Annotated in this window: 17 protein-coding genes; 9 read left to right on the forward strand and 8 right to left on the reverse strand. The window is 62.8% G+C overall.

The window, feature by feature from the left end; translation table 11 throughout:
* Positions 1-171: 171 nt before the first annotated feature.
* From drmB to E1P53_RS03355, 4 genes are read right to left on the reverse strand one after another with little or no spacing between them, the layout of a single operon-like run.
* Positions 172-1,905, reverse strand: a complete 1,734-nt coding sequence (gene drmB, locus E1P53_RS03340) for an MrfA Zn-binding domain-containing protein (protein ID WP_131733467.1) — start codon at positions 1,903-1,905, stop codon at positions 172-174.
* Positions 1,906-5,049 carry a helicase-related protein gene (locus E1P53_RS03345; RefSeq protein WP_131733468.1) on the reverse strand — a complete coding sequence of 1,048 codons (3,144 nt, stop codon included), beginning with the start codon at positions 5,047-5,049 and terminating at the stop codon, positions 1,906-1,908.
* A gap of 3 nt (positions 5,050-5,052) precedes the next feature.
* A complete protein-coding gene (locus E1P53_RS03350; RefSeq protein WP_131733469.1) occupies positions 5,053-6,765 on the reverse strand; it encodes a UvrD-helicase domain-containing protein in 1,713 nt (570 codons plus the stop codon).
* Positions 6,749-11,461, reverse strand: a complete 4,713-nt coding sequence (locus tag E1P53_RS03355; protein WP_244941103.1) for a DEAD/DEAH box helicase — start codon at positions 11,459-11,461, stop codon at positions 6,749-6,751. Before E1P53_RS03355 ends, E1P53_RS03350 begins: the two co-directional genes overlap by 17 nt.
* Positions 11,462-11,768: 307 nt before the next feature.
* On the opposite strand from E1P53_RS03355, the gene E1P53_RS03360 reads away from it, so the two are divergent.
* Entirely contained in the window at positions 11,769-13,121 is a 1,353-nt protein-coding gene (locus tag E1P53_RS03360) for a Z1 domain-containing protein (RefSeq protein WP_131733470.1), read from the forward strand.
* Here the strand turns inward: E1P53_RS03360 and E1P53_RS03365 are convergent.
* From E1P53_RS03365 to E1P53_RS03375, 3 genes are all read right to left on the reverse strand, one after another.
* On the reverse strand, positions 13,093-14,097 hold the full coding sequence (locus E1P53_RS03365) for an IS481 family transposase (RefSeq protein WP_131733471.1): 1,005 nt from the start codon (positions 14,095-14,097) through the stop codon (positions 13,093-13,095). The two genes, E1P53_RS03360 and E1P53_RS03365, sit on opposite strands and share 29 nt — an antisense overlap.
* Complete coding sequence (locus tag E1P53_RS03370; RefSeq protein WP_131733472.1) at positions 14,094-14,603, reverse strand: hypothetical protein; 510 nt, start codon at positions 14,601-14,603, stop codon at positions 14,094-14,096. The genes E1P53_RS03365 and E1P53_RS03370 overlap by 4 nt, the downstream gene beginning before the upstream one ends.
* Positions 14,604-14,681: 78 nt before the next feature.
* Positions 14,682-15,737 carry a DNA polymerase III subunit beta family protein gene (locus E1P53_RS03375; RefSeq protein ID WP_131733473.1) on the reverse strand — a complete coding sequence of 352 codons (1,056 nt, stop codon included), beginning with the start codon at positions 15,735-15,737 and terminating at the stop codon, positions 14,682-14,684.
* On the opposite strand from E1P53_RS03375, the gene E1P53_RS03380 reads away from it, so the two are divergent.
* From E1P53_RS03380 to E1P53_RS03405, 6 genes are all read left to right on the forward strand, one after another.
* Positions 15,697-17,061: a Z1 domain-containing protein gene (locus E1P53_RS03380; RefSeq protein ID WP_131733474.1), complete on the forward strand. Its 1,365-nt coding sequence runs from the start codon at positions 15,697-15,699 to the stop codon at positions 17,059-17,061. The two genes, E1P53_RS03375 and E1P53_RS03380, sit on opposite strands and share 41 nt — an antisense overlap.
* Positions 17,054-18,874, forward strand: coding sequence for a hypothetical protein (locus E1P53_RS03385; protein ID WP_131733475.1), 1,821 nt, complete (start codon positions 17,054-17,056; stop codon positions 18,872-18,874). The genes E1P53_RS03380 and E1P53_RS03385 overlap by 8 nt, the downstream gene beginning before the upstream one ends.
* Complete coding sequence (locus E1P53_RS03390) at positions 18,871-19,761, forward strand: hypothetical protein (RefSeq protein ID WP_131733476.1); 891 nt, start codon at positions 18,871-18,873, stop codon at positions 19,759-19,761. Before E1P53_RS03385 ends, E1P53_RS03390 begins: the two co-directional genes overlap by 4 nt.
* Positions 19,758-20,513, forward strand: coding sequence for a DUF6339 family protein (locus E1P53_RS03395; protein WP_131733477.1), 756 nt, complete (start codon positions 19,758-19,760; stop codon positions 20,511-20,513). Before E1P53_RS03390 ends, E1P53_RS03395 begins: the two co-directional genes overlap by 4 nt.
* 390 nt (positions 20,514-20,903) lie before the next feature.
* A complete protein-coding gene (locus E1P53_RS03400; protein ID WP_131733478.1) occupies positions 20,904-21,449 on the forward strand; it encodes a protein NO VEIN domain-containing protein in 546 nt (181 codons plus the stop codon).
* A gap of 155 nt (positions 21,450-21,604) precedes the next feature.
* The gene (locus E1P53_RS03405; RefSeq protein ID WP_131733479.1) at positions 21,605-22,717 is read left to right on the forward strand and encodes a DNA cytosine methyltransferase; all 1,113 of its coding nucleotides are present in this window, start codon (positions 21,605-21,607) and stop codon (positions 22,715-22,717) included.
* A gap of 84 nt (positions 22,718-22,801) precedes the next feature.
* On the opposite strand, the gene E1P53_RS03410 is transcribed toward E1P53_RS03405, so the two are convergent.
* Positions 22,802-23,215, reverse strand: a complete 414-nt coding sequence (locus tag E1P53_RS03410) for a very short patch repair endonuclease (protein ID WP_131733480.1) — start codon at positions 23,213-23,215, stop codon at positions 22,802-22,804.
* Here E1P53_RS03410 and E1P53_RS20980 point away from each other — a divergent pair.
* Together E1P53_RS20980 and E1P53_RS03420 are read left to right on the forward strand one after the other, a co-directional pair.
* A complete protein-coding gene (locus tag E1P53_RS20980) occupies positions 23,156-23,878 on the forward strand; it encodes a helicase-related protein (RefSeq protein ID WP_131733481.1) in 723 nt (240 codons plus the stop codon). The two genes, E1P53_RS03410 and E1P53_RS20980, sit on opposite strands and share 60 nt — an antisense overlap.
* 119 nt (positions 23,879-23,997) lie before the next feature.
* Positions 23,998-24,375 carry a hypothetical protein gene (locus tag E1P53_RS03420; RefSeq protein WP_131733482.1) on the forward strand — a complete coding sequence of 126 codons (378 nt, stop codon included), beginning with the start codon at positions 23,998-24,000 and terminating at the stop codon, positions 24,373-24,375.
* The last annotated feature ends 125 nt before the right edge of the window (positions 24,376-24,500 follow it).

Below are 24,500 nucleotides of genomic sequence, written 5' to 3' on the forward strand. Positions count from 1 at the left end.
ATTCATGGCGTTCTTTCAACTCGATTATCTCACCGTCATGGCACGAACGACGATTTCGCCATGGCTCATCGCCCAACTCGAGTCGAGGTGTAGCGCAACGCCAATGGAGATCTTCCGAGCGACCCCATGGATGGGGAGGATCGGCCCAACCGCTTTCGCGTTGACTCAGAGCTAAAGACCATCGAACTGGGTGAGGAAGCCGAAGTCGGAGGATTCCGAGTTCCCGACGAGGCACGCCCTGTCAAGGTAGCGGTTCTGCAGTTCGCACGACACTTCCGGTGCGAGCATGCATGAGTGGCATGCAGCCAGGTTCGCAGCGCCGGCGCCGGACGGACCCGACTCGAGACATACTGGGTCCGCCGAGCACCACTGAGCAGATTCGGTTGCATCCTCGACCAGCTTCACGATGTTCGCGACCGTGCCCTGTGCACAAAGACCCCCCAGGCTACCGGCCGCGTCCGCTGATGCGGTGTAGAGCAGGATTCCGGCCTGACCCGGCGCGGCGTAGATCCGCTCCCTGATGGACGACGCCGGATAGCCGGTGTCCAGAGCCAACTCTCGCATCAATGCGTGAGACAAAGAGTGGAGTAGCAGGAGACGCGGTCGGACGGGTTCAAGGACCCCCACGCTTGCGGGTGCTGCGTCCTGCATGGCCGACGAGATCCGCTCGGCACGTTGCTGCGCAAACTCCGAAGACTCCCACGCCACCACTGCGGATTCGCGGAAACGGACAAAGATGCCCTCGCCCAATACTTCGATCGCGGGCATCCAGGTTGCGCGATTCCGTGTGAGCTTTCCCGGCGAGGTCTTGGTCTCCGCAACTGCACTCACCCGCGCGAAACCGGTTAGCGCACGGACCTCGCGGAGGCGAGGGACCTTCGACACCAGGTCCAGCATCCGTCCGGTCCCAGATGTCTCTCTGACTGCTTCCGGGACACAGACGAAGGTTTCCTTCTCGTCCTCACGGCCGAGTGCTTCGTACTCTTCCTCGCGAAGCCTCGCCTGGGCGTGCTGATAATCCTCGGCCTCGGTCGTGCCTTTTCTGAACGCGTCGACGAGGGCGTCGGGATCGACCTTGTGCTGCTTTGCCTTGATCCTGAGAAGCACCGCGACGTCCTCGTCCTCCAAACCCTCTAGTTCAGGCTTTATGCGTTCGAGGATCTCTTCCGCTGCGGTGAGGCTACGGTCCACGGTGAGGGCCGACTTCACATCGGCAAACCAGACGTTGGAAGCACCTCGCTGCAGCCCGACCAACTTCTGCCCGCAAGGTTCGTGGTCGGTGTCCAACCATGGAGACCTCCCGCCACAACCTGTCGTCAGCGCCCCACTACCGAGTGCGCCCTCGAGGGATCGAGAGACACCACACGAGCACACAATAGCGATACCGGCAAGACTGGAATCGGCCGGGTCGGCGATCATTCGGAGCGAATGGTCCGAGTCGTCGTCCACGTCTCGTCCGCGATGTGTCCAGTAGCGGAACGGAAAGTCTTGGATGTGACCGGAAACGCAGCACGCGACGAACCTGGACGGAACGAGCCGTACCGAAATGCAGTGCCGGCACTTGTTGACGTACTTGTTGTCGACCTTGTCCGCCAACCGCCAGAAGTTGTCCAGCCGGTTGCATTTCGGGCACGACACCCATTCCGGGAAGCGCACCATCGGGACCATGCCGCCGCTCTCCCCACCTGGTGGAGCCAGCAACTCGTGGACGCCCAGAAGCGCGCGCAGTCGAGGTTCTTCGATCGGCTCGCAGTTACTCGTGTTCCAGTGCTCGAGTCCGGCGATCATGAAGCTCTCCGATTCCACCGGTAAGACGGAGCCGACACCGTACGTGGTGATCAGTTGCGAGCGCCGCACCGAAGCCTTGATGGGCGGAGCTTTACGAATCTTGGCACGGAGGGCCATCTAGACATCACTCTCTTTCAGATACTTCACATAGAGGTTGGTCTCGGCGTCTACGTCGCGCATGCTCGACAGCGTCGGCCACGGAGGTGTCCGTACCGGGAAGCTCGATGCGTCGGAATGAGCGCCCCCGACAGTGGTGAGAAGCGGATGATCACCTTCCACCGGCCGGGCCTTGGGGGGCCGAAGGCTTCCGTACCTCTCCACGAGCGAACCGGCGACTGCATCCTGCCACCTGTTGACCAGATCCTCTAGTTGCGCACGCAGCGATCGCGCTTCGTCGTCGGTGGAAACCTCGGCTGCCCGAGCGACGAGAGCGGCGATGACCGCTTCGATGTCCTCACGGAATTGCGACACCATGGGAGCCGACCTGTCCGCCCTCAACCCGGGAATCAGCATTCGGACTGCTGCGACCAGCGTTCCGTGCGCACCTCGGTCACGCGCCCGCGCTGCGAACGGAGTCGCGGTCGTTGCCTCCACCTCGCGGTACAGCGCGCGATGAAACGGGATGAACGACTCGTAATGCGATATGTCCCTGGATCTCTGACCGTTGAATGCTACGACGACCAGTCCCGGGTTCCGGCGGCCGACGCGGCTCGTCGACTGGATGTATTCGGAAGTGCTCTGTGGTTGACCGGCAACGACCATCAAACCCAATCGGTCTATGTCCAAGCCTACCGAGATCATGTTCGTGGCCAGTACGACATCCGGGCTCTGACGCGATGGGTACCTCGTTTCCAGTGCACTCATCGCTTCCGGAATGCGCGTCTGATCCACCCGCGAGGTCAGCTCGATCGGCTCTTGCGAGATCTCCCGCATCGACGTGCCTCGCCGTTTCGCAAGGACCGCGATACGGTTCGGGACGTCGTCCAGCACTTGCAGATAGGTCGAACCAAGGACCCGGAGACTGTTGAAGTATCCGAGGAGCGTCCAGTACTGATCGCGGACCTCGTCCGAGCAGTCGAGCTCTCGTGCAGACTGCAGCAGTGCGGAATAGATGCGGACCAGCAACGTTGCCTGACTGATCCCTGGCGCCATGATGCCAACGTAGCGCCGCGTCCCCTTCTCGCCGGGCGTTGCGTCGACCGCAAAGTAGTTGTCCGCCGGGTCAAGACCGGGTGGGGGGAACTGTACGGACCTCCGGTTGAACACGTTCTGGACCTGCTGCTCCGCTCTGCGAATCGTCGCAGTGGATGCGAGGACCTTGGGCCGACCTTGCCCCGTGCACGCCAGGTCGAGAGCGGACTCGTACAGACCGACCATCGTGCCGAGCGGCCCTGAAATGAGATGCAGCTCGTCCTGGACGATGAGGTCTGGACGCGAGTGGGGGCCATCGACGGACAGGAGGAGCCCCACCTCTTCCCGCCACGCCATGAGCGCGAACTTGTCGACTGTCCCGATCAGCAGCGAGGGTTTGACCCGATAGACATCGTCATCGGTCACATACAGAGGCAGACCGTCCGAGAACTCACATCGACTCTCGCCACAAGATATACGCATCTCGTCGTCACTGACGATTTCGTAGTTTCGATGTCCCATCGGCGCCGCACACCATGGGCAGCGGAGAAGCTGGACCGGTGTCGAACCCTCGGGCTGTTCTCCGGCGGCCATCTTGTTCAGGATCGTTTTCGCGTCCGTCACCTTGTTCGGAGATGCCTTGTCTCCCACCCATAATCCGAGTGAGATCGGCGTGGCGGCCGGAAGCTCGCGCCGCCGGATGAGTTCGAGTGCGCAGATGAGCCCGGCCGCGCGTTCGAACTGTTGCCGGGTCAGTAGGCGAAGCGTGTAACGCATGATCGCCGACACGCCACCGTCGTCGGCGCGACGCAACCTGCGCAGAAGAATGACGAAACCGATGCATCCCAGGTAAGCCTCGGTCTTGCCACCGCCCGTAGGAAACCACAGCAGGTCGACTACGTCTCGGTCCTCATGCGCTTCCGACGCCAGAGCGGGGAGATTCATCAGAATGAAGGCCATCTGGAACGGCCGCCACCTCTGCGCGGACGGTGGTACACCGCGTGCGCGGTCTTGCGCCTTCCGTTGTTCCACCATCGCTTCATTCATCAGGCGAAACGCCCGCGCAACATCGGGGTCGTCCTTGCTCTCGAGGAGGTCGATGCCCGCTCGGATCCGCCGTTCACATGAACGCGCATACTCGATGTGCTCCAGAGCAGTCTCGCGGTAGTGCGCTGTCATCGAGAGTGCCTCACGCTCACGGGTGTCGATCCACCCCCGGTAAGCATCCGCCATCGCACGCAATTGAGATGTGTCGGTGTCGGAGGCGAGTCGCTCCATATCGAGTTCGTAGGTTCCGAACTCGTCGTTCTCGTCACCTCCGGAAGGACGAGCGAGACGAACGTCGTGACTCGGCATAAAGGTCGTGCTGAGCTCGGTGACGCCGAACGGGCCATCCCACTCGACGGCGCAGCCGTGCCCGACCGCCAGTGCCGGCTCGTTACGATAGAGGAAATCATTTGAACGGATGTCGCGGTCGCCGCTAGGTGCGGGCCGCGTCCGCCGACGATCCACAAAGAGACCACTGTCGACGGCAACCTCGATCGACGGCCTGAACCAGCAGTGGGCGTCCATACGCTCACCAGATGGAGCCGCTGCCGTGTTGACCAGCGAGACCGTGATCCTGGACAACCCGTCGACTGGTCTCCGAACGACCCACATTAGACGCAGCTTCTCACCGGGGAAGTCGAACGTGCCTCGCCCAACGGCGCGGACATCGATCTTCAGGTCATCTGGCGAGGTCACGTCGACGGGCACCCACTTCGGATCTTTCGAGATGTACCGTCTGGCCGCACCGCGAACCCGTACGGCAGGAGTCTCTTTCACCGCAACAGCGAACGTCAAGCCGATGGAGGTGGGTTTCACAGCGCGCGAGAGTGCGACCGCGGAGTCCGGTTCTTCGGTCTCGGACAGCGCGACATCGGCGCCACTGTCCATACGTTGCTCCTCTTCGAGACCGGTGACGAACTCCTGCTCCTCGACACCACGGCGCGGGTGCAGAACACCGACGATGATTCGATTCAACGGAGGTTCGTCAAGCTCAAGGGGCTCCCTGGGCCCCATGAGCTCCTCTTCCAAGTCGACGGCGAGGGCATCGCGGGCCTCGTACCAGGGATTCAGACCGGATTTCAAAGCCTAACCTTTCTCATATGTGATCTCGGCGATACCGAAGAGCCTCGGCTGAAGCCACAACTCGACGCCCGAAGAAGTGGACCATCGCGTCTCCACCCCATCCATCGGCACCGGTCCCAGGCTCGGCCACGGTGAGCCGGAGCTACGCAACACTCGGGCAAAGGACTGGCCGAAGCCCGAGGAAGTGACGCCCACAGGCTCCCCATCCAAGAGGCAACGATAGGTCGGCCAGGGAGCTTGTCCTGAAGCGAGAAGCTCGAACTCGACCGATGAGTTTCGATTCGCAGTCTCGAGTGCACGCTGCCCCGGAGCCCCACCGATGTGTCGGTCGATCCGCAGCGCATCCGGCGTGAATCGGATGGCCCGAGGACGCCCTGTCATGGGGTGGGGCTGATAGATCAGAGCACGCTCGCTCCGTGTGTACGGCTGCTTCCAATCGAGCAACACCACCCGCTCCCGGGCACGCGACAGCGCCACGAACAGCACTTCTGGCTCGGGGTAGCGTGAACCCACCGCACTCAGCAGATCGTCCGCGGCCACCACCGCCACGTTGTCCCACTCGAGTCCCTTGGCCTGATGGATGGTCGAAACCGTCACTGCAGCCGGCGAGGTGTCGAACCACGGCCTGAGCGGGTCAACGGCCCCACGAAGGGCGCGGACCAGGCCGCGCCAGTCGACACGACCACGCTGCTCCGCTTCGTCCAGGAGCAGACGGAACCAACCGACGTCGACATCATCGCGGTCGGCTGCGAAGCGCGCGAAATCGTCCCGCGAAACATTCGCTCCCCCGGTACTCCGCCACAGACTCGCAACCCAGGGTGCGACGGCCGGACTTGCTCGACCAGGCTCACGCCATCGGCAAACCAGGCCGTGACCTACCAGAGTGTCAAAGACGTACGCGACCTCGGCATTTGTACGAACGAGAACACCCGTGTGCCCCTTCCACTGTCGCGCACGGACTGCGAACTCCTCAGCGGTCATCCTCGAGAACTCGGTCAGAAGGTCAGCCAGCTCGTCAGTACGCGCCTCCTGAGCGTCCAGCGTTCTCAGCGTACTCGAGACCGCAGCCACTTTCTTCGGTCCGCGACGCCGTGCTCGGTGGTCGACGTCCAAGGTATATGTAGTGGTGAACCCCTTCTCCCGCATACTCGCGACCAGGTCACCCCACGCGTTGGTCGGCACGGTTCCACCATCGTGAAAATCGAAGATCGATTGAAGCGGATCGCCAAAGATCGTGACTCCAGCACGCGAGGGAAGCTTGTCGATCACAGCTTCCAGAAGGAGGCGGCGTGGTAACGAAAGATCCTGTGCCTCATCGACGATCAGGTGGACGACATCGTCGAATTCTCCCTCGTAGTCCTTCTGGATCTTCTCTGTCGCTTTGCGCACCACGTCATCGAAGTCGGGCTCGTGATGATCCGGGAGGGGCTCGTCGAGTAGCTGCCAAGCAAGAGAGTCAAGCGTCATCGCCATGACTTCGATGGGCAGCTCACCGATTGCATCACCGAAGGCCGCGAAGGCAGCGCGCATCGCAGCCCTGGAGAACGAGACGTAGAGTACTGCTACGTCCGAACCCTCTTCCCGAGAAGCGATTTCCTGGATGAGCGCGACGCTGGTCGTCGTCTTCCCAGTGCCCGGCCCGGCGACAACGAACCGTCGTTCCGATGTCTCGGCCTCGATTACGCGGCGTTGCGATTCGTCAAGTTGCGGAAGCATCAGACTCCGCGCCTTCCGCGATGATCTCCTTGAGACTCTCGTACACGATGCTGTCGCCGAACTCGACCAGGTTATCCAAGACGTTGACGATGAGTACCTCTTCGCTACCACCGTTGCGTGGACCGCGCAGTCCGCGACCGACCATCTGTTGGTACCGGACCTCGCTGCTGGTCGGTCGTGTGATGTAGACGGCACGGGTGCGGGGCGCGTCGAAGCCTTGTGACAGCACAGCGTAGTTCGTCAACACACTCAGCTCGCCATTCTTGAACCTCTCTATCGCCAGTCTGCGGTCCTCAGGACTGGTGTCCTGATCTATCGCTGCAGCCGGACGGCCGTTCAGGGTCAACAAAGTCGCCAGCGTCTGCGCGTTCTCCACCGATGCAGCGAACACCACGATCGGCCAGTCTGCGGGTTTGCTCAGGATCGAGTCCAGGATCATCCGGGTACGGTCCTCCCTGCGACCGAGTCGCTTGGCTGCATCGGTGGGCAGCCAGTACTTCTCCCGGAACCAAGCGATCTCCTCTTCGGTGAGATCCATCGAGACGCCGTTGAGGATCTCCAGGCTGGCCCTAGCGAGCACTCGATCGCGCTGCAATCGGACCTGAGGGTGCTCGGCGCCGAAAACCCCCTCATCCAACCGATTCTCGTCGAAGCGGCGCAGTAGCCTCGCGGTCTCCTCACTATCGCGCTTGCCCCTGAACGGCGTGGCGGTCAGACCAAGAAGGAGTTTGCCTCGCTCACTCCTGGTGCGTCCGGTCCACTCGAGAATTCGCGTGTAGGACTTGTGAGTGGCACCGTGCGCTTCGTCGATGATGACGAGTGGAGTATCGGCCAGCCACTCGAAATCCGGCTTGTCGACGGCACGGCTCAGAACCTTCTGCCAGGTGGCGACCACCACCTGGACCCCACCTCCTTCTTCTTCCGTCTCGTAGTTCGACCAGAATCGGCTCAGCACCAGTTGAGTGTCCTGTCTCCCAACAGCCCGCCAGAGATAGGACCATGCGTCGATTGCCTGCTCGCAGAGCTCCTCACCGTCTGCCAGCCACAAGATCGGGCCAGAGAACCGCGTATCGCCGGCCAGTTCGTCCAGGTCGCCCCTGCGAATTGCCTCGATGATGGTCTGGACGGCCACGCGGGTCTTTCCCGCACCCGTCGGGAGAGAGATCAGACCACGCGAGGGACCTTCACCCCGGAGCATCGCGGACAGACGCTCGGACACGATCCGTTGGTAGTCATGGAGCTCGTTCAGTAGAGCCGGCCCGTCGACGTATTCGGTCGGCTTGTTGCGCCTGCGTGCCTTCTGTCCGGCCCATTCCTCTCCGAATCCCAGACGCGCAACCCACTGGCGAGTATTGAACGAACCGTGCCACTTCGAAGGCGGCGTGAGAGGAAGCCCGTGAGGCTCGACCTTGCAGACACGCTCGAGTGCTCTCACGCCGTGCATCGTGATGCAGAGACGTGCCAAGTCGACACCATGGGGCGCACCACCGTCGACCGTGTGGGCGAGGTAGTCCAGCGCGTCTTTCGGGATCAGCGTTCGTAATCGGTCCTCGCCGGCGAAACGCAGCAGGCGTTCCGCATCGTCAGGAGCGTTCTTGATGTCACGTACGAGCTTGGAGTCACGTCTTCTGCGCATGTCTTCGAGCAGGACGTCGACCTGTTCATCCGAGTCGTCGAACAGAAGCGCTCCGAGGACCTGCTTCAGGATGTCCCGGTCGGTGCCCCCGGTGACGAGGATCGTGTTTCCTTCTCTGCCACTGTGACATTCAACTCGTACCTCGGGTTGTCCTGGGACGGCAGCCACCTTGCTGATCGACAAGCACCGTTGGAGGGTGAGGTCTTCGGGGTCGTCGTCCAGGTCCAAGTTGTCCAGGACATCGAAGACGTCGAGTAGCGACTCCGGCTCGGCGCTGGTCTCGTACGTGTAGGTCACCGGTAGTTGCTTGCCTTCGATACAGCCCCAGAACTCCCGAAGGTTGAACACGTCCTCCACGGTCTCAACCACCGCACAAGGAATTCCGAAACTCTCCAGCTCAGCGTGGGTCTCGATACTCGTCACGACGGCGACACAGCTGGGTTCGTACTGGGTCCAGGTTCCGGCGTGTCGGACCCACATCTTGGCCGGTGGGTTGTCTTGATGGGTGAGACACCACCAGCCGTAGGCTCGGCCGACCTGATCCAGGTTGTTGCGTTCGACGTGGAGGTCGACAAGTGCCTCGAACTCGGCGGGCGTCAGGTCCTCGATGCGTCGTTTGAGCCGCAGTGCCTTTTCCAGCTCGGCGCTGAGAACCACTCCGGTCGGCGTCGGCAGCAACCCTGGGTACTCTTCCTCCAGCCCGGCGACGAACACGTGTCTGACCTCCATCGGTCCGAAGCTCGTCTGGAGCATCCCGTGTTGCCGTACCCACCAGAGTTCCGGCGCCACATACCGTGCTGGTTTCGGCACGTTGGGATGTTCGACCTTCACCCGCGAATCGTGGATGTCGTTGATCACCGCGGCGGTGAGCGCTGCCCTGTTGGTCGCGGAGAACTCTGGCAGAGACTGCAATGGACCGAGAACGGTCTCCATCCCGTGGATCGCGATGTTGTCGCGTGAACGGATGCCGAGACCCATGTGTTCGCCGACTTCTTCGACCAGAGTCGCACGGTACCTGCCGACCCACTTCTCGGAAGCGTAGGCCGCGGATCGCGTCGGTCGGCCACGGATGCCCAGCAACGCGAGGATCTCACGATCGGCCGCATGGTAGTCCGCGTCGACCAGGAACGCGCCATCCTCCTTCAAGGGACGGAGACACTCACCCGGCAGATAGTGCCCCTCGGGCGGCACCCACTGCTGCCGGCCGTCACGAACTCGGACGATCATGTGGGCCTTGCCGTTGAAGATCTTGTCGAATGCGTCTCCGACCTGAGAGACACCACAACCACGCATTGCAGTCCAGAGCGCATCCCAGTCCACCGAACCGGTCTTGGCGAGCTCGTGGAGTAGCTGCAACATCTCGCCACCGTCATCGAACGTCGTGATGCCCAGATGCTCGAGTGCGAGTCGGGTTGACTTGCGCCCGGACACTTCACCGTGGACGAAGACAGACCCTTCCTGCTCCGAATTCGTTCGGATGAAGCAGCGGCCACGTACCGGCTGCTGCAACAGCCCGTTTTCCAGCAATACGATCCGGGCGTCACGTACATCGAGTTCGGTGTTCGCGCCACGGCTGGAACCGGAGACCAATTTGTCTGCCAACTCGATCGCCACCGCGGAGTGGTCTGGTGTCACATCCTCCACCACGGACTGGAGCCAATCGAGGATTCGGCCCACAGGTTTGGGATTGTTCTGCAACAAGCGGTCCACTTTGGAGCGCCGCTCCGGACTCGAGGTGCAATCCGGGTGAATCCAGCTGTCGCGCTGGCCTGCCGCCGTCAACCACGACGCCGCATGCTCCATGGCATCTTCGGGGATTCGTCGAAGAGAGTTGGGTGACCTGAGCTGACCGTCGAGGTCCGGAAGACAACGGGCCTCACGCAGTGCGTCGTAGACAGGCTCGTTGAGGACCGAGTCCGCCCAACTCCTTATCTCCCTGCCGCGAGCGGGAAGTATGTCGATGTATCGGCCATACGAACCCTCTACGGCAAGGTCTCGGCGTGCGTTCACGACGAGCCGGGGTACGACCTCGGTGAGGATTTCGGCATTGAACGTACATTCGATGACATTTATCCGGTCATCGGACAGCTTCCACGGTGCATTGATGCGCCCGCTCAGGGTCGTATCGGACTTCACCGGAAAGAAGGCACTCAACTGCCCCACGCCGGGCCTGCCGGTCACTGGTACGGCCCAACTGACGGTCACGACCTCGCGACTGGCCGAGTGCCCGGCCGACTCCAACGCCTCGGTTGACGGCCGATGTTCGTGCGATACAACCAACCACTCGCGGTCCCCGTCCACCGTCGTGAGGGTGACGCGGTTACCCTTCTTCGACGCAGCGAAGTGGCGGTCATCACCTGCTACGTCGTCACGGAGGTCCAACTGGCGGACATGGGGCGCGAACAAGATGAACGATTCGTCGAAGCCCTTGATCTCCTCGGACAGAAGCTCCGCCGCACCCGGCTTCAACGGCACCTTCACCACCGTCACAGCCCAGGCCAGCATCTCCGACAGTACGGGGTCCGTCCTCGATTCACTGACAGGATCAATCACCCATGCGAGACGTAGCGCCGGCACCTGCTCCGCCCCGAAATTCACGCCGAGCTCGCTCGTGAGTTCTTCAGCAGCCTTGGTTCGATTGAACTCGAAAGAGACACTCTGACTGAAGATTTGCGGGTCGTCGGAGATTCCACTGATCGACTTGAATCCCAGACCGAAACGGCCGATCTCGTTACCGGTCTTGTTGGACAGGTGCGTGTAGAGCAGGGCACGGACACCTGAAGCCTCGAACGGTTTGCCCTCGTTCGCGACGTAGAGCGCCTCTGGAGTCAACGTCACCTGAATACGCCCGGGGCTCCCCTGCAGCGCATCGGTCGAGTTCTGGATGAGCTCCTGGATCTGTTTGCGGCCATAACCGCCCTCGGCGATGCCTCGTTCCTTCCCGGCATCCTCCTCGACACGGTTCGGGTCCTCGCGATAGACCTTGAGGCAGCGGTCATGGAATTCGTTGACGAGGCTCTCCAACGCGCGATCTGGGTCGCTCCACTTTCTCGCAACCATTGCATCCCCCTCGGTGACTCGCTGTCGGCGACGTTATGCGCTCTCCGGGTGACTCCCGGTCGGTCGATACCTACCAGGAATTACCGACAAATGAGCGAGACCTGTCGCGAACACGCCGTCGCCGCACAACGCAGTCCCTGAATTTGATCCGATCGGACTCCTGCCCGTCGGTGTCGGTGAACATGAAAGTGTTCCGACTCAGTCAGTCCTTCTCCGCGGCTGTCGGTCGATCGACTGACAGCCACCGGATGTCGTCGTGGTGCTATACCGTCGTGCACCAGATGACGATGGAGGTATCTGCACGGTGGTGGACGAGTTCTTCGAAGTATTCGCCGCATGGGCGAGGAAAACATCCCTTGACCAGGCATTGAAGAAGTTCCGCCCCCGGCTGAGCGCGCAGGAGCTCGCCGAGTACGAAGCCGAGTACCGGGCGCGATTGGAGCGGATCTTCGACGATCGTCCGGTGGTGATCCACGGACCGCGCGATCCGTGGTATCCGGGACCGAATGAAGAGACAGACACCTACTGGCCGGCACTCGAGCGGCACATACGTGCAGACCTCGGGTGGCCCGACGACCGCGTCGAGTCCCTCGATCGCTCGTCGAGCAAGGTCATCGCCTACACGCCACCGCCGAGCGCCCCGAGTTGGGATGCGAAGGGGCTCGTCGTCGGGTACGTACAGTCGGGAAAGACCACCAATTTCACCGCGGTCATCGCCAAGGCCGCGGATGTCGGGTACAGGTTCATCATCGTCTTCTCCGGCATCCACAATGGGCTCAGGAAACAGACGCAGGATCGACTCGACGAGCAACTCTGCGAACTGACCCCGAAGAAGTGGAAGCAGCTGACGAACGCCGACGACGACTTCCGCGCGCCGGCCATCCCCGCGACGGCGCTCCTCCACCTCGGCGAGAGCGGGGTCGCGCTGGCGATCGTAAAGAAGAACGCCACGGTCCTACGTCGTCTCGACCGGTGGTTGCAGCCTGCGGTCAAACAACGCGCACTCGCTGATGTCCCCACACTCATCATCGACGACGAGGCGGATCAGGCCAGCGTCGAGACCGCCTCGATCAATCCGCTCATCCGCAGCATCATCGGGAAACTGCCGAAGACCACGTACATCGGCTACACCGCCACGCCCTTCGCGAATGTGCTGATCGACCCCAAGGGAGACGACCTCTACCCCAAGGACTTCATCCTCAATCTGCCACGGCCCGAAGGCTACTTCGGGACCGAGCGGGTCTTCGGCCGTGACGCGGTGGAAGGCGACGAGGCGAACGGCGCCGAGCTCGACGGCTCCAACATGGTGAGGATCATCCCCGACGACGACGTCGATGCGGTTCGGCCGGTGGGCAAGGCCGCCGCTGCGGACTTCATCCCGACGATCCCCAAGAGCCTCGACAACGCGATCGAATGGTTCGTCCTCGCCACCGCGGCCCGCCGCGCCCGAGGTGATGACGGCCATTCGACGATGCTCGTGCACACGTCGGTCAAGACCGACGTCCACCTTGCATTCAAGGAACCGCTTCGTCTCCATGTCGACCGGCTCCGGAAGCGCGTAGAGGCACAGGACGGGAAAACACTCGAACGCCTGCGCGACTTGTGGAATACAGAGAGCCACGAGGTGCCCGCTAGTTGTAGGAGGGCAGGACGTTGGTGACGCCTGCCTGGAGTCGCGTCGCTGGCGGTCGACCTCCAGCGGTGCTGTGGGGTCGGTGGTAGTTGTAGTGGATGTTCCACACGGCGATGGCCGCTGATCGGGCGTCTTCGCTGGTGAACTCTCGGGCGTAGAGGAGTTCTTCGGCCAGGATGCGCTGGTAGCGCTCGACCTTGCCGTTGTGTCGTGGGGTGTAGGGCCTGGTCTTCTGGTGGCGCGTGGCTTGGCCGACCACTCGTGCGAAGTCGCCTGATCGGTAGCAGGCGCCGTTGTCCGTGACGATGCGGTGGATGTGGCTGATGCCGTGTGAGGCGAACCAGACCTTGGCTCGGGCGAGGAAGGCTGCGGCCGTCTGTCCCTTCTCGTCGGTGAGCGGTTCGGTGTAGGCGAGCCGGGAGAATCCGTCGATCGCCGAGTGCAGGTAGGTGTAGCCCGCTCTGGCGCCTGCGGTCTTGGCCCGGTCAACGGCGCGCTTCTGCTGGCTATCACGGCCGTGAATCCGCCACCCGCCACCGTCGGGGATTCGGCCGACCTTCTTGACGTCGAGGTGGATCATGTGGCCGGGCCAGCGGGCGGTGATCTTGCCCGGTTGGCGGTTGGAATCACCGTTGGGGTCGAGGAACCGTCGATGGTTGAGTCCGAGGTGTCCAAGGTGTCGTGTGACGGTACGGCGGTTGAGCCGGATGCCCTGATCGGCCAGCTCGTGAGTGATCCGCTGCCCTGACCACTTGTTCTCGCGCCGCCAAGTCTCGATCTGGGCAACTACCGCCGCCGGGGTCGCGGTGGGGCTGTGTTGGGGTGTCGAGGATCGGTCGAGCAGGCCGAGCTCACCGTGCCGCCGCCACCTGTTGACCCACTTGCTCGCGCAGGCACGGGAGATGCCCATCTCAGCCGCGACGTGGGCGATGGGTCTGGTGCGGCATCGCTCGATGAGCCGACGGCGCCCTTCGACCGTCAGAGGTGCATTCTTGTGCGTCACTGGGCGGAGCCGGGCGCGGACGCTCGGCGTGCGGTGTCGCGGTTGTTGATGGCCTGGTGAACCTCGTGGATGGCCGTGCGGATGGTGTTGCCGTAGGCATCGTCGGGCAGTGCAGAGGTGTGCTGCTCGGCGTTGCTGATGTGCTCGGCGGCGGCTTCGTACGCGCCCAGGCGGCGGAGGTTGTCGGCGATGTTGAGGTAGAGGCTGGGGCGGAACCCGGCGACGTGGAGGCTTCCGTGGTGTTGCTGGGCGCGTTCATCGGTGAGGCTGTCGGCGGCGTCCAGGGCGCGGACGTCCCAGATGAGCGCCTCTGCGGGGTCTTGGCAGAGGTCGGCCAGGTAGTGAGCGAGTGTGCAGCGGTGGAACGGGTCGCCCGCGACCCCGATCTGTTGCCAGATGGCGAGCAGGTCGCTCCGAGCGGACTCGATGTCACCCTCGCGTCCGAGGACCACGGCTTTGCCGATCGCCTCAAGCGTGGGATCGGGCGTGGTGGCAGTTTCGGTCATGGGATTGTGTCAGTCCTTGTCATCTTCGGTGGGCGGAGGAGGGCTTCGAGCCGTCGTTGAGGGCGTGTGGGTCGTCCGTCAGGAGGGACCGGTTCGGCAGGGCATGACGAGCGTGGTCAGGTCGCCTTCGTCGGCTGACCGGACGGTCGCTGGCTGGTCGGGTCCGCGGAGGTCGAGCATCAAGTCGCTGCCGAGTGCGTGGCTCAACGCGGGATACAACGTGGTCAGCTCGAACCAGAGCGTTAGATCGGAACCCGTCGCGGTCCCGTTGAGAGCCACAACGGCGTCGGGCACCAGGAGACTCGGCTGGCCGTCCGCGACCCGCAGACCGATCTTCTCCGGCGCTCGTTCTAGCGCTTTGAGGATCTGCTGCGTCTCGATCGTGACGCGATGCGTCACCGCGGGCAGTGACCCGATCAGAAGCTTGTAATCAGGGAAGACCTCGGTCAGTAGGCGGCAGGGGGTCGCGGTGCCGTCGGCCGTGCGGAGGTTCAGGGTTCGTTCGCCCGCTTCCAGCGTCACGGTGGGGCTTCGCCGGAGCCGCGATGTGGCGGCCTGGAGGTCGTCTCCGGCCAGGGTCCCTGCCCACGAAGCGGCCGACGGCTGGCTGGGCACCAGCGTCCGCGTGGCGAGGCGGTAACGATCGGTCGCGGTCAGCGCGATGGCGTCGGGATCTGCTTCCAGGCGCACCCCGGCCAGAACCGGGATCTCGGGGTCGTGAGTTGTGGTGGCCAGGACCTGATCGACAGCCGCCGCGAGGACCGGACCCGGCAGAACACACAGGGTGATGCAAGCGCCCTCGCTGAGGGACGCCTTGAGGGTCGCAGCGGCCTGCTGAATCCCACTGGCCTCTGCGGAGACCTTGGCCACCTGGTCGTCGATGAGCCGCACAGCCTCCGCGGCGCTGGCGGAGAAGAACCGGCTAATCGTGGGCAGCGGCATCCCGATCTCGCGCAACTGACGCAACTGCGAGGCAGGCACCAACTGCGACTGGCTGTAGAACCGGTATCCCGTCAGCGGGTCGACCTGCTCGGGACGAAGCAAGCCGGCATCGTCATAGAACCGCAACGCGCTCGCAGTCAGCCCGGCGACCTTGGCGAACGCGCCTATAGACATCAACTCTGGGTCAGCCACCAGAACATCGTCCACCTTCAACCAACTCGAAGGTCAACCCCGGCGCGAGCCGTCAACAACGTCTCGCCCCGCAACAGCTAGTCAGTTCGGTCTCACTCCAGTCGATTTCGCGCAGGTCATGGACCACCTCCCTGCCGTCCTCGATCGGGTTGGCGTGGTGATCGACAACTTCCGCAGCGAGGACCGCCTCGACTATTCGACGCCCGGACAGGTCGCGATCGCAGTCGGCGGCAACACACTGAGTCGAGGACTCACGCTGGAAGGCCTCACCGTCAGCTACTTCGTGCGGGCCGCCAAGGCATACGACACCCTGCTACAGATGGCTCGATGGTTCGGGTTTCGCCCAGGTTATGAGGACCTGCCACGGATCTGGATGACCGACGAACTCCGACACTGGTTCCGTCATCTGGCGACTGTGGAACACGAAATCCGTCTGGACATCGAACGGTACGAGTCCGAAAACCTCACGCCCACGGAGTTCGGAGTCCGCATCAGAACCCATCCGACCCTGCGTATCACGGCCAAGATGGGTGCGGCGCTCCCGACCTATGCGTCCTATGGAGGACGGCGCGTCCAGACCCGGTACTTCCGTCCCAAAGACGGCGAATGGCTCCGCCACAATGTGGAAGCGGCAGATGGGTTCGTCGCCCGTGTGCGATCGGCGGGAATCGAACCCGACGCAGCGCTGGAGAACGGCGCCGTCATCTTCCGCGACGTTTCTGCCGACGACGTACTCCGGTTCCTCGCGGACTACCGGGTTCACCCGGACTCGCCCGACCTGGACCACGAGCTGATCGAGAAGTATGTGAACCGACAGAGGCGGTCGGGACACCTCGAGTTCTGGAATCTCGCGATCATGGCAGCCACGACGGATACGCACGGAACCGTACGGCTCGGGTCGATGGACTTCGGGCGGATCGTCCGTTCGAAGCTGAGGGACGAAGGTGTCGAACGAGCCGACATCAAGACGCTCATGTCGAAAGACCATCGGGCAGTCGACTTCATGGCTCCTTCGGTTGCGCGGAAGAAAGGTGAGATCGAACTCGCGAAGGCCCGTGATCTCGACCCCGATGCCCGGAACAAGGGTCTGATCCTTCTGTATCCGATCGACCCGCACTCTGAGCCCGATGCCGCCAACAAGGCCTCTCGCAGAGCTCTGGACGCTGTCGACGACGTGATAGGCCTGGCATTGGTGTTCCCCGGCCACCCGGACGAGTCATCGCAGGTGCGACAGACGTACGTCGCGGTCGACCTCACCGACGCCGACGTCGAGGTCGAGCAGGCCGAGTTCGATGAGCTGGCGGGGGTCTCAGACGATGACTGAACTTCTCACGACAGCCACATGGTGGTCGCAACCCGTCGCGGCCGAGGGTTCCACCGCATCGGAGGGTATTCGGCGGCAGCTCGGCAAACCCCGCCTCGATCCGCTGACCGTCCTCGTCCGCGAGGCCGCCCAGAACAGTTGTGACGCAGCCCTGCCCGGGCATGACGTCGAATTCGCGGTCAAGATCAGCAAGTTGTCTGGCCGAAGCCTGCAGAACTGGCGAGACTTCCTGTTGCCCGAGCCGGCCGGTTCTCGGCTCGGCCTTGAACAGGCCATGGATCGTGGGATTCGAATCCTCACGATCACCGACCGCGGGACAACCGGCCTCGGAGGCCCTCTGAGGGCCGATGAGCCGCCGCTCCCCGGTGAACGGGCCGACTTCGTGAAGTTCGTGCGGAATGTCGGTGAACGGAAGGACGTAACCCTCGGCGGTGGTTCCTACGGGTTCGGCAAGGGCATCTTCTACAACGTCAGCCGATGCCATGTGATCGTCGTGGACAGCCAGTGCATGTTCCGGGGCCGTCTCCAACGTCGACTCATCGGCGCGGCGATGGGCGATGCCTACGAGGCCGACAAGACGAGATTCACTGGGCGCCACTGGCTTGGAGTCGACGAGGATGGAATCGCGCAGGCCCTCGTTGACGACGCTGCGACCCGCGTCGCCGAGTCACTCGGTCTTCCCCGGTTCAGGGAAGGGGAAACCGGGACGACGGTCACGGTGATCGACATCGACCTGGGGAACAACGGTGGCACCGACGACACCCAGCGGAGCCCCGAACAGGCCGCACGTTTCCTCGCGTCGACCATCGCCTGGAACCTGTGGCCGCGGATGATCACGCCCTCCCCCGGTCGACTCAGGTGTTCAGTGAAATTCGAGGGTTTCTCGGTGCCGGTCCCGGACCCGGAGCGCTCCATCGAACTCAGGCCGTTCGTCGAGGCATTTCGAAAGCTGGATGTCGAGGGCGAATACGTGGTGCCCAGCCGGAAGACGCCGCCCGTAGAGATCGGCAGGTTTGCCAAGGTCGAGACGATGGCCCCGATCAAGTCGGACGAACTCCTGGCCGTCGCGGCACCCTTCGAAGGCCCTGCTCGACACTGTGCTCGAATGCGTCAAGCCAACCTGATCGTGGACTACGTCGCCGGCAACGCCCATCCCGAGGAAGGTATCCAGTACGGTGCCGTGTTTCGGTCGAGCGCCGAAGCCGACCAGTACTTCTCCGACGCGGAGCCACCCACCCACGACGACTGGGTGACCAGTGGACTACATGGCACCGCCCTCGGCGTCGTCCGACTCGCGAACTCGTTCATTCGTGCCAATCTCAGTCCAGCCCAACCTGATCGGGGCGTTACGACGGCCTCGGAGGCCGCGCTTGCCCCACTGGCGAACCGTCTGTCCGGGTTGCTTGCCGCCGCCCCGGACGGAGACGGGCCGGGTCCCGAGAACGGGCAAGAGCGCAAGAGAGGCAAACGCCGGTCCTCCGGCTCTCGCTCGAGACCGAGGATCGTGGAGGCGCCACGCCTGACGGTCATCGACGGCGAGCCGGTCATCGTGGCCGGCGTGTCCTTCCCTGCCTGGCCGGTCACCACCGTGGTTGAGGCAGCACCTGCAGTTGTCATCGACTCGGGCATCGAACGAGAGACCGATCTCGCGCAGCCAGAGGTCCTCTATTGGTCATGTAGGACCAGGGGCGAGCTCCGGAGAGGGGAAACGATCAGCCTCGACCCGGCCGATCCCCGTGATTGGGACGTCGCGGTGCGCCCACCCGAAGACGCGGTCATCCGCCTGGCACTGAATGTGGACGACGCCCGATGAAGACCGACGTCAAACCGTACTTCGTCCCGTCAGACGCGCTGATCGCCCCCTCGCCCTGGCTTCGGAGGGTCGAGGACGAATGGGAACCACTCGGTGAGGCCGTCGACAACTGGGACTATCGGACCATTCTCCAACTGCGATGCAGCGTGACCATCGATGCCACGGAGGTACGCGAGCAGACAGGGTTGACCGATGGGTCTCCGATAGCGTTGGTCCTCGGGTACCGCGCACTCGATACCTACCTCGCCGGACGCAACACGGTGATTCCATTACAAGATGGCGCCGTGGACGCAGAACTCACGGTTCATCCCGATGACGCCGGCGCGTTGATCGGGGTGACTCGTCGTCTGGTCCTGCTGCGGGACAGACTCATCCACGCTCCCGGCGAGGCGCACCACGCAGGCAGCATCCTGTGGGAAGACGAACACAGGGTGCAACTCGCCGGAGCGTCGACGATGTTCCCGACCGAGGTCGTGGACTTCGAGGCATTCGGCCTGAATCCGAACGCGAGTTGGCATGCGATCCTGCCACCGTCACCAGACGCACCGGCGATGGGTGCCCTGCTCCTCCTACTGAACGAGAAGGACACGAGACTCGTCGAGGCGGTGCAGAAAGAACGCAAGCTCACCGACGAACAGCAATTCCTCGTCGACCAGATGGAGGAGAACCTCGTTCTCGAGATCGTCCGGTGGGCCCTCGCCCGGTGGGACGAGCTCGCCCAAACCGATGGGCAGTCATTCGGCGCATCGGCGCGAGCACTGACCAGGCGGGTCCTGCCCGATCCCGACATCTGGGCTGCGGACAACCAGACCGTCGCCTCGATGGACCTTCGGACTGCGGTCGTCGGCGGTTCCCGCGCAATCGGATTCGGACGGAGGATCCAGTGACTGATCTGTGGCCTCGACTCTCGATGGGAATCGCAGTCACCGAGTATCGACGACTTCCGCTCGAGATCGCGGAGCTCTCAGCACATTCCCGAAGTCGGCACCCGCAGGTCACCTATGCGGCGACCGGTGGTAGCCGTGTCAGCGAATCAAGGGTGTCCGACCTCGCCGAAGCGGTGCGCGCCATCGCCGTCGAGTACGGCTTCCCGGAGGCCGCCGGCCCATCGGACCTGGTGAGTTTTGACCGAGCCGCCGCCGAGGCCATCCACTCCTCAATGGGGATCAACGCCGTGGAGGCCGGTGTTCGTGGAATCTGGAACTTCCTTTCGGTCGTCGTTCTGCCTGATGTGACGAGATGGCGGTTTCCCGGCGACAACATCGAACGATGGGTGGCCACGGACCTCACACGGCACATGTTCTCTCGACTCTGGTGGCAGGCGAGGACGTTCGCAGTCGAGACGCCAGGCGGCACACTGGATTACTCCCTCCTCCGCAGCCTGTCCGAGAGTGATCTCAACCAGATCACCGAGCGTCGCTCGATCGCCGGCGTCACACCTTTGGCACGTTCCATCGCGCGTGTCATAGCGCAGGAGCCCAGCGTTGGCAACCGAAGGAAGGTCCTACGCGAGGCGACTCCCCGGCTTCGTCGATTGATGTCGTTCATCGATTTCTCGGTCCTCGACGACGCCCAACTGGATGATCGGGTCAGAGCCGTCCTTCATGAGGTACGTCTGACCGACGCTCGGGAACAGTGAACCGATCGTCAATGACCGCAATGGACTCGATCGATACCAACATCAGAAACGGTCGAAACCGCCGACTACGATCCGCATAAACGATGGCAGCGGATCCATCAGCCGACTGGATCACAGAGAAGAGGAAGCGATGCCGCGTGTCTTCACCCGAACGAAGTAACTCTCTCAGGCCACCTGTACGCCGATGTGATCGGCGAAACGTATGAGTTCCCCTCTCGTTATTTGAGGCTCATCCGATCAGGCGAGCAGTTCTTGTATTACAGAGGCCGCCGACGAAAGGCGGGGCGGGGAAACCAGGAATACTTCGGCTGCGGAATTGTTGCTGAGGTATTTCCGTCTGGAGATCGCTATCAATGCTCAATTGCGGACTACCATCCGTTCGATCCACCAGTGCCGTTCAAGTCCGGGGATCGTTATCGAGAGCCAGAGGCCAACGAAATCGAGCACGTGGGGCTCTACTTCCAACTCGGAGTTCGTCGGATCGACCAAAAGGCTTTTGATTCAATTTGTAATGAGGGACTGAAGACCAGTGAACCAGTGGCGGCGTACGCAACTGCGTCAGACGCCCAGGAAGTCGACAAAATCGCAATGGCACTGGCGCTCGCAGAGGCAGCCAACAGATGGCCCACAGCCGAGATCTGCAGAATGCCTCACAACAACCCTGGATTCGACATCGAGATCAGGCTTACAGACGGGAGTGTTCACTACATCGAAGTAAAAGGAACACGCTCCCACGAACCTCGCTTCTTCATCAGCTCAGGCGAGATCGAGTACTCGCTTGCACACGCGGCAGGATATTCCATCTGGATTTACCACTCGATCGATCTGGATCGGAAGACCGGGATTCTGGTCGAGCATGACGGAGCCGTCACAGACAGCGAATTCGACCTGTGTCCAACACAGTACCGCGGCCGACTGAAACCCCCCGCGGTTTGACCGATCGAGACAGCACCCAGGCCTCGCGCACTCGGGATGCGCGCCGGAACCGAGGGGTGCCGAGGAATTCGCCCCCACCAACATCAAGCTCGCCGTCGCGACACGCTCGCTGCCCAGACGCTACCCTGACGGTGCTGCCGGCTACGATCACCTCCATGGCAGCGGTCCCCGACTCAGACGACTCACAGCCTTACATCGTCGATCTGTTCGCCGGGCCCGGAGGCCTTGACGTCGGTGCCGCGTGGCTCGGGATCTCTAGCATCGGTATCGAGGTGGACCCCCACGCCTGTGCGACGAGGCGTGCCGCAGGCCTGAGGACCGAACAAGGAGATGTCCGGCAGTACCGCCCCGCCCGGTTTCCGCAGGCCAACGTCCTCACCGGCGGGCCGCCCTGCCAAACGTTCACCGTTGCGGGGTCCGGAACCGGCCGCAGAGCGCTGGACGAGGTCACTGCCGCAGTCGAGAAGATGGCTGCGGGACGCGACGCCGAGGAAAGTCTGGCCGTCTTCGACGACGAACGCACTGGCTTGGTCCTTGAACCTCTGAGGTGGGTTCTTCAGGCCATCAACGACGACTCCCCGTTTACGGCCATCGCCCTCGAGCAGGTCCCTCAGGTGCTGCCCGTCTGGGATGCATACCGGGCAGTCCTCGAGCGCTACGGCTACGGCGTTGCACACGGAATCCTCCGTACCGAGGAGTTCGGTGTGCCGCAGACTCGTCGACGTGCCGTGCTCATTGCCCGTTTGGACGACGAGGACGTGGCCCTTCCACGACCGACTCATCAGGCCTACCGCAAGGGTGCCCCGCGTCAGGGGACCCTGGATCGTCTCCCGTGGGTCTCGATGGGAGACGCTCTGGACCGTGACGGCGACTTCGTGGTCGTCTCGAACTATGGCAGTGGGGGTAACCCCCGCAAGCGCGGTGAGCGTCGGTCGGACGAGCCTTCTGCGACCGTCACCGGAAAGGTCATGCGCAACCGGCTCAAGAGAGGCGAGCAGGATATCGGTCGCTTCACCCACCACGAGGCAGGTCGCCTCCAGACCTTCCCCCCGGACTACCCCTGGTCGGGTAACGACATCGGCCAGCAGATCGGCAACGCGATACCGCCTCGGCTCGCCGTGCACATTCTCGCCTCCGCGCTGAACTGGTCCGTTGACACCTCTGAGCTGGATGAGGCTGTTCGGCTGTCATGGAATTTGTCGCAGCATGGTGTGATCACAGCGGAGCCTCGTTCAGAAGCACGCGAACTCGTTCGTCTGCTCGATTGAATGTTGCGTGGCCGACAACGATGTCACCATGCCGGGCCGACACGGTGACACCGACAGCCCGGCGAGCGATTTCCGGACGTTCCTCTAGTCGTCCGGTCTGACGACAGACCCACGGAGGTCTCTGGCTCGGAGCTCATCGATGGTCTCGACGATCTTGTCAGCGATCTCTTCAGGCGTTTGATGCTCCCAGAATCTGCGGACGACCCAGCCTCGTGATCGAAGCGCATCATCCGTACGTCTGTCGCGGGCAATATTGGTGTCCAGCTTCTTCGCCCACCATTCGCGGTTCGCGGCCGGCCTCGTCGCATGTTGGGGACAACCGTGCCAGAAGCACCCATCGATGAATACCGCCAGCTTCAACCCCTTCCAAGCGAGGTCCGCCCGAGTTCGCAGGTCCGGTTCGAGTTTGACGTCGATGCGGTAGCGAAACCCACGCTCATGAAGGCACCGTCGTACGGCAATCTCAGGGGCAGTATTCTTCGACTTCTGGCGACTCATGCGAGCACGGACCGTGGAAGAACTCGCCGGCGGACGATACGACCCTCTGGAACTTTCCTCGCTTGGCTCGCTGCTCACAGAGCCAGAGTAGTTCAGTACACAGGTACCGATGAGAACGTTCGTCAGCCCGATATCCGAAGATCGTTCAACAGCCCGTTCTGGCCGTTTGTGTTGGCGAGTACAAGTGTCGGACAGGAGGGAATCGACTTCCACTGGTGGTGCTCGGCCATCACGCACTGGAACACCCCGGCCAACCCCGTCGACTTCGAACAGCGCGAGGGGCGCGTGAATCGATTCAGCGGGCACGCCATTCGCCGTAACCTCGCCTATCGGCACGGATCCGAGATGCTCAGGGCCGACCACCCATGGCGTGCCGCTTACGAACTGGGTAGGGATGAACAGGACAGATACGGCGAGTTCGCACCGCACTGGGTTTATCCGGGGCCGGCAACCATCGAGAGACACCTTTCCCCGTACCCACTCAGTGTCGACATCGCCCGACTGGAGCGGCTGAAGAGCGACCTTGCCCTCTACCGCCTGACGTTCGGCCAACCGCGGCAGGAGGACATGCTGGAACTACTCCGCCGGCGTGGCCTGGACACCGACCCCGACCGTTTGGACGAAATGCGCATCGACCTCTCGCCGCCACTCGGACGGAGATGAGCAGGCCGTCACCTTGGTCTGCCCATCCACGCCGCTCCTGGGATGCGAACCGTCTCGACGTGCGATCCGCGTCGATCCGACAGGGGCAACCTCAGGTAGCGAGGCACTAGGCTCACGACATGGCATCTCCCACTTGGCGCTTCTGGGAAGTGACCGATGACGCCGGCAACTTGCAATGGCTCGGAGCAAGCCGCCCGAACGCGCGGACGGTGTTGGACCGGGCGACGGTCTGGACCCTCATCCCCCACACCCGTGTCTTCATCGCCAACTGGTTCGTCAGTGAGGCGTGGGCAATTGAGGACAGCGGACTGACCTTCGAAAACGTGACCTCCACTTACTCACAGCAGATCGCGCCTGATGTACCCCAACCCTCCACCGAGGTCATCCGGCGAATCACGCACCCAGAGCGCTTCCTCACACTCGACCAGGTCACCAGTTACCCCGCGATCAAGCTCCTCGGGAAACGCGCCGACCGCATCCTGCAGGAGCGACGGTGACCACAACCATCCCGCCATCGAGACGAGTCCGCACTTTGCAATGATCCCGAACTACGCACAGGCCCTCATCTGTGTCGGCCCATACTTACCAAACCCGGGTGGGCCAAGACCGGGACGATGCTCGT

The sequence above is a fragment of the Gordonia paraffinivorans genome (assembly GCF_900683595.1).
GTDB lineage: Bacteria > Actinomycetota > Actinomycetes > Mycobacteriales > Mycobacteriaceae > Gordonia > Gordonia paraffinivorans.

Bases quoted from the DNA above. Each gene is read 5' to 3' on its own strand.
- E1P53_RS03350 (WP_131733469.1), bottom strand. From the start codon at position 6,765: ATGCTTCCGCAACTTGACGAATCGCAACGCCGCGTAATCGAGGCCGAG.
- E1P53_RS20980 (WP_131733481.1), top strand. From the start codon at position 23,156: ATGAAGGCACCGTCGTACGGCAATCTCAGGGGCAGTATTCTTCGACTT.
- E1P53_RS03410 (WP_131733480.1), bottom strand. From the start codon at position 23,215: ATGAGTCGCCAGAAGTCGAAGAATACTGCCCCTGAGATTGCCGTACGA.
- drmB (WP_131733467.1), bottom strand. From the start codon at position 1,905: ATGGCCCTCCGTGCCAAGATTCGTAAAGCTCCGCCCATCAAGGCTTCG.
- E1P53_RS03420 (WP_131733482.1), top strand. From the start codon at position 23,998: ATGGCATCTCCCACTTGGCGCTTCTGGGAAGTGACCGATGACGCCGGC.
- E1P53_RS03405 (WP_131733479.1), top strand. From the start codon at position 21,605: ATGGCAGCGGTCCCCGACTCAGACGACTCACAGCCTTACATCGTCGAT.
- E1P53_RS03370 (WP_131733472.1), bottom strand. From the start codon at position 14,603: ATGACCGAAACTGCCACCACGCCCGATCCCACGCTTGAGGCGATCGGC.
- E1P53_RS03390 (WP_131733476.1), top strand. From the start codon at position 18,871: ATGAAGACCGACGTCAAACCGTACTTCGTCCCGTCAGACGCGCTGATC.
- E1P53_RS03385 (WP_131733475.1), top strand. From the start codon at position 17,054: ATGACTGAACTTCTCACGACAGCCACATGGTGGTCGCAACCCGTCGCG.
- E1P53_RS03355 (WP_244941103.1), bottom strand. From the start codon at position 11,461: ATGGTTGCGAGAAAGTGGAGCGACCCAGATCGCGCGTTGGAGAGCCTC.